Source organism: Aurantibacter sp., from assembly GCF_039941195.1.
Lineage (GTDB): Bacteria > Bacteroidota > Bacteroidia > Flavobacteriales > Flavobacteriaceae > Aurantibacter_A.
The window spans coordinates 1-11,045 of sequence record NZ_JBDVFA010000072.1 but is presented as its reverse complement, the minus strand read 5'-3'; the positions used below and the strand labels follow the sequence as shown (position 1 = coordinate 11,045).

General features: G+C 33.9%; 9 protein-coding genes and 1 pseudogene. 9 read left to right on the top strand and 1 reads right to left on the bottom strand.

Annotated features, from left to right (window positions below; genetic code table 11):
• Positions 1–233, bottom strand: a pseudogene (locus ABJF52_RS12580) (diaminopimelate epimerase); the annotation flags it as partial.
• Between the two features lie 134 nt (positions 234–367).
• Between ABJF52_RS12580 and ABJF52_RS12575 the strand changes: the two are divergent.
• The 9 genes from ABJF52_RS12575 to ABJF52_RS12535 all read left to right on the top strand — a co-directional run.
• Entirely contained in the window at positions 368–1,768 is a 1,401-nt protein-coding gene (locus ABJF52_RS12575) for a trypsin-like peptidase domain-containing protein (RefSeq protein ID WP_348150699.1), read from the top strand.
• A gap of 123 nt (positions 1,769–1,891) precedes the next feature.
• Positions 1,892–3,340, top strand: a complete 1,449-nt coding sequence (locus tag ABJF52_RS12570) for a glyceraldehyde-3-phosphate dehydrogenase (protein WP_348150698.1) — start codon at positions 1,892–1,894, stop codon at positions 3,338–3,340.
• 132 nt (positions 3,341–3,472) lie between these two features.
• Positions 3,473–4,090, top strand: coding sequence for a tRNA (guanine-N1)-methyltransferase (locus tag ABJF52_RS12565; RefSeq protein ID WP_348150695.1), 618 nt, complete (start codon positions 3,473–3,475; stop codon positions 4,088–4,090).
• A gap of 35 nt (positions 4,091–4,125) precedes the next feature.
• Complete coding sequence (locus tag ABJF52_RS12560; protein WP_348150693.1) at positions 4,126–4,569, top strand: GNAT family N-acetyltransferase; 444 nt, start codon at positions 4,126–4,128, stop codon at positions 4,567–4,569.
• Between the two features lie 25 nt (positions 4,570–4,594).
• Positions 4,595–5,191 carry a GNAT family protein gene (locus ABJF52_RS12555; RefSeq protein ID WP_348150691.1) on the top strand — a complete coding sequence of 199 codons (597 nt, stop codon included), beginning with the start codon at positions 4,595–4,597 and terminating at the stop codon, positions 5,189–5,191.
• An 8-nt stretch (positions 5,192–5,199) separates the two neighbouring features.
• Positions 5,200–5,874, top strand: coding sequence for a tRNA (guanosine(37)-N1)-methyltransferase TrmD (gene trmD, locus ABJF52_RS12550; protein ID WP_348150690.1), 675 nt, complete (start codon positions 5,200–5,202; stop codon positions 5,872–5,874).
• A gap of 144 nt (positions 5,875–6,018) precedes the next feature.
• Positions 6,019–6,369, top strand: coding sequence for a 50S ribosomal protein L19 (gene rplS / locus ABJF52_RS12545; RefSeq protein ID WP_153754990.1), 351 nt, complete (start codon positions 6,019–6,021; stop codon positions 6,367–6,369).
• Positions 6,370–7,085: 716 nt separating this feature from the next.
• Complete coding sequence (locus ABJF52_RS12540) at positions 7,086–9,305, top strand: NADP-dependent isocitrate dehydrogenase (RefSeq protein WP_348150687.1); 2,220 nt, start codon at positions 7,086–7,088, stop codon at positions 9,303–9,305.
• Between the two features lie 125 nt (positions 9,306–9,430).
• Positions 9,431–11,045, top strand: a 1,615-nt coding sequence (locus tag ABJF52_RS12535) for a TonB-dependent receptor (RefSeq protein ID WP_348150685.1), incomplete at its 3' end; no start/stop codon positions are given.

Below are 11,045 nucleotides of genomic sequence, written 5' to 3'. Positions count from 1 at the left end.
CCACCATTACCACACATACTACCCTCATTACCATCAGCATTGTAATACACCATTTTAAAATCGGTATCAGCATCATTTTCTAGAAGTATTAATCCATCGGCTCCTACGCCAAATTTTCTATCGCAAAAACGGGCTACCAATTGGTAATCATCTTTTGGGAATTCGTTAGACCTATTATCTAACATGATAAAATCGTTGCCAGTACCCTGGTATTTATAAAACTGAAATTGCATGTAATAAAATTGGACGACAAAGATATGTAACTTTATTAAGGTTTTTTTAGCAGTTAAAAAGTAGTTAAAGCAAATTTGCCGAATAGTTAAAATGGGTAAATTTGTGGGTACCAAATGAAATTATTACAAATACTATGAAAAAAATTGGAAGCTTGTTATTGGTATCGCTATGTGCAGGAGCCATAACATTGGGAGCATATAAAATATTTTTTGAACAACCGAACATTTCCGTGGTTAGCGAAAATGATGGTTTTAGCACATTCAACACGAGTTTAACACCGACCTCTGCAAAAGGGTCTGGCATAAATGAAGTTGACTTTACTACAGCAGCTGAGACTACAGTGCACGCAGTGGTGCATGTTAAAAATGTAACGGTTAGCAAAGGCCCTAGCAGTCTACGAGATTTCTTCTACGGTTCTGGTGGATCACAAAGAGCACAAGTTGGAACAGGGTCTGGAGTAATTATCACACCCGATGGTTATATCGTTACCAACAATCACGTTATTAAAAATGCTAGTAAATTAGAGGTCACTTTAAATAATAATAAGACCTACGATGCTGAATTAATTGGAGCAGATCCAAACTCAGATATTGCATTAATAAAAATTGATTCAGATAGTAAATTGCCTTATTTAGCCTTTGGTGATTCGGATAATACTAAAATTGGCGAATGGGTTTTAGCAGTTGGCAATCCATTTAATCTTACCTCTACGGTAACTGCAGGAATTGTTAGTGCAAAAGCGAGAAATTTAGATCAGATGTTAAACAATCAATCTTTTATTCAAACTGATGCCGCGGTAAACCCAGGCAACAGTGGTGGTGCACTTGTTAACACAAATGGTGATTTAGTAGGGATTAATACGGCAATAAGTTCGCAAACAGGCTCTTATGTTGGTTACTCATTCGCGGTTCCGAGTAATATAGCTAAGAAAGTAGTCGAAGACATTATGGAATATGGCAATGTTCAAAAGGGAATTATTGGAATAAAATCAGTGCCTATCAACACACCTTATGCGAAAAAGAAAGGCATCAACAATATCGAAGGAGTATATATAGATGGAGTTGAAGAAGAAACAGGTGCTGCTGAAGCTGGATTATTAGCAGGCGATATTATCAAGCAAATTGACAATATTAAAGTAACTAAATACCCTGATTTAACCGGTTACTTATCTACTAAAAGACCGGGTGATGAAGTTGAAATTACTTATGAACGTGATGGGGAAATAGTTTCAGTTCCAGTGAAAATAATTAAGCGACAAACTACTATTTTACCAGTAATGAATTTAGAAGTAAAGAATCTAAACGAAAAAACTAAGAAAAAATACAAAACTGAAAAAGGGGTATTAATTACGGGAGTACCAGAAACCTATCGTGGTTACGGGCTTGAAGACAAAGTAATGATTGCTGTTGATGATGAAGAAATTGATGATATTCAAGAAGCTAGAGATTTGTTCGGAGGTATTTCTAAATATGGAAGAACTAGCATCACATTATTAGGTAAAGATGGCGAACGAGAAAGATTAATATTTCAATAATCTATTAAATAAGAAGTAAGATAAGGCGTTCTTTTATAGAGCGCCTTTTTTATTACGATAGGTTTTAGCCTCCCCTCTGAAATATTTATTTTTGTATTTAAACTTCATTTCAAATTAAATAACATGGCTTCTGTAAAATCTTACGAAAAAGAATTAGCATTTCAAGCCGATCGGCGAAAGGCAACCACAGAATTTATTAAGATTACTAGTGATCTTTGGTATGACAAGGCAATAGAAATAGTCATTTTCAAAAATCAAGTCATAGATAAAAATGTAAGCGACATAATTAATCTTCATGAATACGCCGGAGAATTTGTCCAAAAACCAATCTCCATTTTTGATTCCGTAGAGTTATTAAGAGCTATAAATGATATAAAGCTACCCCCATCCAAACTAGACATAGGTAAACTTACCTATGAATATCATTCAGATGAAAACAATTATGCTAACGCTACTGCCTTTGTTATTAGCAAATTAGAAGATGCTAATAAAACAAAAAACATAGAACCTAAAGATGTTGTTCTTTATGGTTTTGGAAGAATAGGCAGGCTTTTGGCACGTGAATTAATGGCAAAAACGGGCAAAGGCAATCAGTTGCGATTAAGAGCAATTGTTGTCCGAGGTACTCTTGATGCAGAGATACTAGAAAAAAGAGCGGCATTACTCCGAACCGATTCAGTACATGGGCAATTTTTAGGCACTGTTGATATTGATTTAAAAGCAAAAGCTTTAATAATTAATGGAACAACAGTACATATAATAAATGCTAATGCACCTGAAGAAATAGATTATACCAAATTCGGAATAAATAAAGCGCTTGTAATAGATAATACTGGAGCTTTTAGAACCAAAACAGAACTAGAAAGACATTTAAAATCTAAAGGAGCTGATAAAGTATTACTCACTGCACCAGGTAAAGAAATACCAAATATCGTACACGGGGTAAATCACGCGGAATTTGACCCTGACAAAACACATATTTATTCTGCTGCCTCATGCACAACAAATGCAATCACTCCTATTCTTAAAGTTGTAGATGATTCGCTAGGAATTATCAAAGGACATCTCGAAACCATTCATGCCTATACCAATGATCAAAACCTTGTTGATAATATGCATGGCAAATATAGAAGAGGTAGAGCTGCCGCCCTTAACATGGTTATCACCGAAACTGGTGCTGGTGCAGCCGTAGCTAAGGCATTGCCAACGTTGGCTGGCAAATTAACATCTAACGCTATTCGAGTACCGGTGCCAAATGGCTCATTAGCAATATTAAATCTAGAAATAAAGAACAAAACGTCTTTGTCCAGCATTAATACCATTTTAAAAAAATATGCACTTGAAGGTGACCTTGTGGAACAAATTAAATACTCGTTAAGCAAAGAAATGGTATCGACGGACATTGTAGGAACTTCGGCACCATCAATCTATGATAGCAAAGCTACGATTGTAACCAAAAATGGAACCAACATAATACTATATATATGGTATGATAATGAATATGGATATTCCCATCAAGTGATAAGACTGGCTAAATATATAGCAAAAGTTAGAAGATATACCTACTATTAATATAGTGTATATCGTAAAGTTTAAAGAGTTTATACTAAGCTAATTATCAATTTTTTTTCTTAATTGATATTATTCAATTACTTTAGTCGTTCTCTAAATCAACATAATTAATATTTAAGATTTATTTTCGAAATGAAAGGTGATAAAATTTTTACTTTAATAATAGCACTATTCGCGTTTAACCTACAATTTGCGCAGGAAACTGAAGAACCAGAATTGTCTTTGGATAAAGGAACCATCGATAGTCAATTTGAGTACGTCTACAAAAAATCAGGAAATTATAGAGCTGATGGAAAACGTTACGAAGTTGTACGTATAATTTCCTTGGATAAATTGAGAAGCAATGTTATCGACAGTTTAAAAGCACAATATACTAATGCAGCCGCTTTACAAGCTACAATTTCTGGGCACGAGTCTACAATTGAATCTTTAAATAAGAAATTAGAGGAAACAACAACAAACCTTTCGACAGTTACCGAAGAAAAAGATTCTATGTCATTTTTAGGCATTGGTGTTTCCAAAATCACGTATAACACCATATTATGGTCAATTATTGCTGGTTTACTTGGGCTTATGCTATTCTTTATGTATAAATTTAGAAATAGCAATATTCTTACTCAAGAAGCTAAAACTAATTTATCAGAGTTAGAAACGGAGTATGAAGATCACCGTCGTAGAGCCTTAGAACGAGAGCAAAAAGTAAGCAGGCAACTGCAAGACGAGATAAATAAATACAAGAAAACAAAATAATTTAAAAGCTCTTAACGGAGCTTTTTTTATGACATATGGTTACAGTTTCTATAGCAACTATTAAAGATTTAAAGTCGGTAGCTCCACTATTTAATGCTTACCGAGTATTTTACAATCAAGAGTCTAATTTAGATGCGGCTACGCAATTTCTTTATGACCTAATATCTAATAACCAGTCTATTATTCTAATGGCAACCTTTTCCAATAAGGTAGTAGGCTTTACGCAATTATATACAACATATTCTTCCGTTTCTTTACAACCTACTCTTATTCTTAATGATTTGTATGTTGATGAAGCTAATCGAAAAAATGGAATCGGCGAGGCACTCTTAAACGAAGCAAAAATGGTTTGTATAGCTAATAATTATAAAGGTTTAGCGTTAGAAACAGCTTTTGACAACCCGGCTCAAAAACTTTACGAGAAATTAGGGTGGGAAAAAGACTCCGGGTATTTTCACTATTTTTGGTCAGCTAAATAAAAATGCCCTTTTAAATTGATTTTAGATGAGTACATGGCTTGAAGAAGTAGAATTATCACATGGAAATGTAAAACTTGTTCCATTAAAATCATCTCACAAAGAAGCGCTTTTAACTGCGGCCAGTGATGGTAAATTATGGGATCTGTGGTACACCTGGGTACCTTCTGAAAAAGATATCGATGCATTTTTTGATATAGCAGAATCGCAAAGAGCAAACAAAATAGGACTGCCATTTGTGGTTGTAGATATCAAAACCAACATAGTTCTCGGTACAACCCGTTATTTGAATGTTGATTCGCAAAATAAAAGATTAGAAATTGGATCCACTTGGTACGCCCAAAGTTCACAACGCACAGGGATAAACACAACTTGCAAATATCTTTTATTACAACATGCCTTTGAAAAATTAAACTGTAATGCGGTAGAATTTAGAACAAACTGGTTTAATTATAAATCGAGAAACGCAATCTTAAGAATTGGCGCCAAACAAGATGGTGTTTTAAGAAGCCATAGAATGGATGCAAATGGAGTGTTGAGAGACACTGTAGTCTTCTCTATGCTAAATATAGAATGGCCAACAGTAAAGAAGTCTTTAGAATACGAGATGAATAAATACAATTAATTAGACAAATGCGCATTGATATAATTACAGTATTACCAGAATTACTCAAGAGTCCGTTTGAAGCCTCAATTTTAAAAAGGTCAATTGACAAAGGTTTGGTAGAGGTTTATTTTCACAACTTGCGAGATTTTACAGATAAAAGCTACAATCAGGTTGATGATTATCAATTTGGTGGAGGAGCTGGTATGGTATTAATGATAGAGCCAATAGACAAGTGCATTACAGCCTTAAAGTCAGAACGAGATTACGATGAAATAATTTATATGACTCCCGATGGTGCGACTTTAAATCAAAAAATGGCGAATAGCATATCCTTATTAGAAAACATAATAATTCTATGTGGACACTATAAAGGTGTAGACCATCGTGTCCGACAAGCATTCATTACAAAAGAGATTTCAGTAGGTGATTATGTATTATCTGGTGGTGAATTAGGAGCTGCTATTTTAGCAGATGCAGTTATTAGGCTAATTCCTGGGGTTTTAAGCAATGAAACATCAGCATTAACCGATACATTTCAAGACGATTTATTAGCTCCGCCAGTTTACACCCGCCCTGCTGAATACAAAGGAATGTCCGTTCCCGAAGTACTATTGAGCGGCAATTTTCCAAAAATAGAGCAATGGCGTGAAGAGCAAGCCCAAAGAAGAACAGAAGAACTTAGACCAGATTTACTAAAATAATTAAAGTAAGTAATTGCTCATTTACAGAAAATTCCATAAAAATTTCTTGCAGATTCTAAATTTAGAAGTATTTTTGCATCCTCATTAACCAACCTCTGACGAAATACGTGAATGTTGGCTAAGATATAATCCTAAATTAAAGCAATGGATTCATTAATAAAATTTGTAGAAGACGAGTTTGTTCCAAAAAAGGAATTTGCAGAATTTTCAGCTGGTGATACTATCACAGTTTATTACGAAATTAAGGAAGGTGATAAAAAACGTACACAGTTCTTTAAAGGTACTGTAATACAAAGACGTGGCTCAGGTGCTACAGAAACCTTCACTATTCGCAAAATGTCTGGTACTGTTGGGGTTGAGCGTATTTTCCCTGTAAATATGCCTGCATTACAAAAAGTAGAAGTTAACAAAAAAGGTAAAGTACGTAGAGCTCGTATTTTCTACTTCAGAGGTCTTACTGGTAAAAAAGCAAGAATTAAAGAAGTACGGTCTTAATAGCAATACCGGAACTATAATAAAAATCCCATTACACAATTGTGTAATGGGATTTTTCAGTTTTCAACAATTGTTAATTAGTACAGTTCATAACATGTTGATTATTAATTTGTTAAATATCTTGGTGAAATGAAAGATATTTATTACATTTAAAGGTGATTAAAAAACAAACCTGTCGATGGTGAGTAAATAAATCACTATAAAGTTCACGTTCTTTATATTGTTTTCTAATTTCAATACTTAAGAGATATTCGTATTTTTTAATGATGAAATGAGTATGGATTCTTAAAGCTGTGGCTTTTTGAATATCGATATGAATACACTAATGAATTATATTCAAACTTGTTTGGAAATAAAAAATTAAGGTATAAAGATGACAAGGAGAAATACACTATAGTTGCTTGGTTCAATAATTAAGAACTTTTGTATTTTAAACGTTGACATAGCTTGATAAATGCAATCATTGGTTGCCTATCGTATGAATACGAAGTAGAATGTTTATCAACTATCTCAAAAAAACCCAAAACAATGTATTATTACAATGTTTTGGGTTTTATATTTTTATTACAATTCCATATAATAATGATACAAATACAAGCAAGCAATTATTAATCTTACATTTTAATAGAAAAGTGTTTGATATTGCTGTCCACTAGTGTTTTCCACGCATTTAAAATCGTATATTTGCTCCGCTTTAAACAAAACTACATTTTCGGATGCCAAAAATTTTATACACTCAGACCGACGAAGCACCCGCTTTGGCGACACAATCTTTTCTACCAATAGTAAAGGCTTTTACTAAAACTTCAGGAATAGAAGTAGAAACTAAAGATATTTCCTTAGCTGGTAGAATAATTGCAACTTTTAATGATTTTCTGAAAGAAGATCAAAAGCTTACAGATGATTTAGCTGTATTAGGAGCTGCTGCTAAAACAGCAGATGCCACAATAATAAAATTACCTAATATTAGTGCATCTATACCCCAATTAAAAGAGGCAATTGAGGAATTACAGCAAAAAGGGTACGCACTTCCGAATTACCCTGATGAACCTAAAAATGATGATGAAAAAGAAATCAAGAATAGGTACGACAAAATTAAAGGTAGTGCTGTAAACCCAGTATTACGTGAAGGTAATTCTGACCGCCGAGCTCCTAAAGCAGTTAAAAACTATGCTAAAAAGAATCCGCATTCTATGGGGCCATGGAGTGCTGACTCCAAAACCCATGTTGCAACTATGGGCGCTGGAGATTTCCAAGCCAATGAAAAATCCATAACCATTCCGTCTGCCACAGAGTTAGAAATAGTTCTAGATGCAAAAGACGGTAGCAAGCAAGTATTAAAAGACAGTCTTAAATTACTAGACGGCGAAATTATTGATGCTACGGTGTTAAGTAAAAATGCTTTAATAGCCTTTTTACAAGAACAAGTTAAGGATGCAGCAAACAAAGGTGTTTTGTTCTCCTTACATATGAAAGCAACCATGATGAAGGTGTCAGACCCTATTATCTTTGGACATGCTGTTAAGGTTTATTTTGCGGATGTCTTTGAAAAACATAGTGGTACTTTTGAATCTCTAGGGATTAATCCTAACAATGGATTAGAAACGCTTTTAAGTAAACTTGAGAGCCTTCCGTCTGAGAAAAAGAACGAGATAAAATCTGACATTGCCACAGCCATTGAAAATGGCCCGGATTTAGCAATGGTTAATTCAGACAAAGGAATTACCAATTTACATGTTCCAAGCGATATAATTATTGACGCTTCAATGCCAGCGATGATTAGAAATTCTGGACAAATGTGGAATGCAGCAGGAAAAGCCCAAGACACAAAAGCAGTTATTCCTGATAGTAGCTATGCTGGTATTTATACCGCTACCATTGAATTCTGTAAAGAACATGGTGCTTTTGACCCAACTACCATGGGCACGGTTCCAAATGTTGGATTAATGGCACAAAAAGCTGAAGAATATGGTTCACATGATAAAACATTTGAAATTTCTACAGAAGGAACTGTAAATGTTATTGATAAAAATTCAGGTAAAGTATTACTTTCTCATGATGTTGAGAAAGGTGATATTTGGAGAATGTGTCAAGTAAAAGATGCTCCTATTGCAGACTGGGTAAAATTAGCAGTCTCAAGAGCAAGAGCATCAAATACACCAGCTGTTTTTTGGTTGGATGAAAACCGTGCTCATGATGCTGAATTAATCAAAAAAGTGAATACTTATTTACCAGAACACGATACAAGTGGACTTGATATTCGTATTCTATCACCTATTGACGCTACATATTTTACGCTAGCAAGGATAAAAGAGGGAAAAGATACGATTTCAGTATCTGGAAATGTTTTAAGAGATTACCTTACTGATCTCTTTCCAATTCTAGAGGTAGGTACTAGTGCAAAAATGTTATCAATTGTTCCGTTAATGAATGGCGGTGGACTTTTTGAAACAGGCGCTGGAGGATCTGCTCCAAAACACGTGCAGCAATTTTTAGAAGAAGGACATTTACGATGGGATTCTCTTGGTGAATTTTTAGCTCTTGGTGTAGCCTTAGATTTTTATGGAGAAAAATTTGATAATCAAAGAGCACGAATTTTAGGTGAGGCTTTAGATGCAGGAACTGAAAAGTTTTTACTTAATGATAAGTCACCCTCAAGAAAGGTAAATGAACTTGATACAAGAGGAAGCCATTTCTATTTATCAATGTATTGGGCTGAGGCTATTGCCAATCAAAATGATGATGAAGATTTAAAGCAAACTTTCACCAAAGTTTCTGAAGAATTAAAGACTAATGAAGATAAAATAGTTGCAGAATTAATTGATGCGCAAGGCAAAGAACAAAACATTGATGGTTATTATAAACCATCTGAGAGTTTGCGCTCAACTGCAATGCGACCTAGTGAAACCTTTAATGCTATTTTGGGTAGTATTTAATTAAATAACCCTATTAAATTTAAGACCTTCATTTTTTCAATGAAGGTCTTTTTTTGTTTTTAATTAGCACCATTTTATTCAATCGAAATTATTAATCACTAGTTTTATATAAAATTGCTACCTAAATGAATAGATTAACCTTATTCAGTTCCCTCATAGCATTCCTATGCTCCATACTTTCATATGGCCAGCAAAAATTTACACTAAGTGGAACTATTTCAGAAGCATCAAGCAATGAAACACTTATTGGCGTAACAATTGTGGTACCAGAGTTAGCAACTGGAGTTACAACTAATGAATATGGTTTCTACTCTATAACACTACCCGAAGGTCAATATACAATTAACATAAGCTATCTCGGTTTTAAGGAAATTACTGAGAAGGTAAGTTTAACGGAGAATAAGAAGCTAAACTTCAAAATGATTGAAACAGCTGAGGCTTTGACTGAAGTTATAGTAACAGAAAATGTTGAAAAATTAGACATCCGTAAACCGCAGATGAGCGTTAATTCCTTAAAAGTTGAAACAATAAAAAAAATTCCCGTAATTCTCGGCGAAGCTGATGTAATTAAGGCAATACTACTGTTGCCAGGCGTAACAAATGCTGGAGAAGGTTCTTCAGGTTTTAATGTTAGGGGTGGTTCTGCTGATCAAAATTTAATACTTTTAGATGAGGCCACAATTTTTAATTCTTCACATTTATTCGGATTCTTTTCTGTTTTTAATCCTGACGCTATTAAGGATATTAAACTATATAAAGGAGGAATTCCTGCGCGATATGGAGGAAGAGTATCTTCAGTATTAGACATTTTTCAGAAAGAAGGGAATAGTAAACAGCTTAAAGTTAATGGCGGTATTGGTGCTGTAGCTAGCAGATTACTAATTGAAGGTCCAATTATAAAAGACAAGGCAGCTTTTTTAATTGGAGGCAGAGGTTCGTATGCTCATCTATTTCTTCCGCTTTTCGATGTTGACAATTCTGCTTATTTCTATGATTTAAACACTAAACTAAGCTATAATATAAATGATAAAAACAGTATTTTTCTTTCAGGTTATTTTGGTAGAGACGTCTTTAGTATTTCCGAAAGTTTTGTAAACACCTATGGAAATGCGGTAGGTAATTTTAGATGGAATCACCTTTTTTCAGACAAATTATTTTCAAATTTATCTTTAATATATTCTGATTATTATTACGGTTTAAAATTAGACTTTGTTGGGTTTAATTGGAATTCAGGTATTCAAAATTTTAATATAAAATACGACCTAAAACATTACTTAAGCGACAAGCTTCAAATAAACTATGGAATAAATAATATATACTATCAATTTAACCCAGGAAAAATTGAACCTAGCAATGATGATTCTGGTATTGTTGAAGAGCAACTTATTGAAAAATATGCAAATGAGTTCGCCGCTTATATAGATATTGAACATGACATTACAGAAAATTTAAGTTTAGAATATGGATTACGCTTTAGCAATTTCGTTCGTCTAGGTCAAGATGAGATTAATATATATGAGAACAATGACCCAATAGTATTCGACACACAAACCCTTGTTTATAGCGAGGCCACTCCCATTGCTACCGAAAATCCTGGTAGAAAAAGTAGTTTAGCAACTTTTAATAATTTTGAACCTCGAATATCTGCTTCCTATATTATAAATAACAACGCATCCATTAAAGCAAGTTATACGCGTTTAGCGCAATACCTACATCTTATTTCGAATACAAGCTCCCCTA

Excerpts from the sequence above, each read along its gene's own strand:
- ABJF52_RS12575 (WP_348150699.1), top strand. The coding sequence starts at position 368 with ATGAAAAAAATTGGAAGCTTGTTATTGGTATCGCTATGTGCAGGAGCC.
- ABJF52_RS12570 (WP_348150698.1), top strand. The coding sequence starts at position 1,892 with ATGGCTTCTGTAAAATCTTACGAAAAAGAATTAGCATTTCAAGCCGAT.
- ABJF52_RS12565 (WP_348150695.1), top strand. The coding sequence starts at position 3,473 with ATGAAAGGTGATAAAATTTTTACTTTAATAATAGCACTATTCGCGTTT.
- ABJF52_RS12560 (WP_348150693.1), top strand. The coding sequence starts at position 4,126 with ATGGTTACAGTTTCTATAGCAACTATTAAAGATTTAAAGTCGGTAGCT.
- ABJF52_RS12555 (WP_348150691.1), top strand. The coding sequence starts at position 4,595 with ATGAGTACATGGCTTGAAGAAGTAGAATTATCACATGGAAATGTAAAA.
- trmD (WP_348150690.1), top strand. The coding sequence starts at position 5,200 with ATGCGCATTGATATAATTACAGTATTACCAGAATTACTCAAGAGTCCG.
- rplS (WP_153754990.1), top strand. The coding sequence starts at position 6,019 with ATGGATTCATTAATAAAATTTGTAGAAGACGAGTTTGTTCCAAAAAAG.
- ABJF52_RS12540 (WP_348150687.1), top strand. The coding sequence starts at position 7,086 with ATGCCAAAAATTTTATACACTCAGACCGACGAAGCACCCGCTTTGGCG.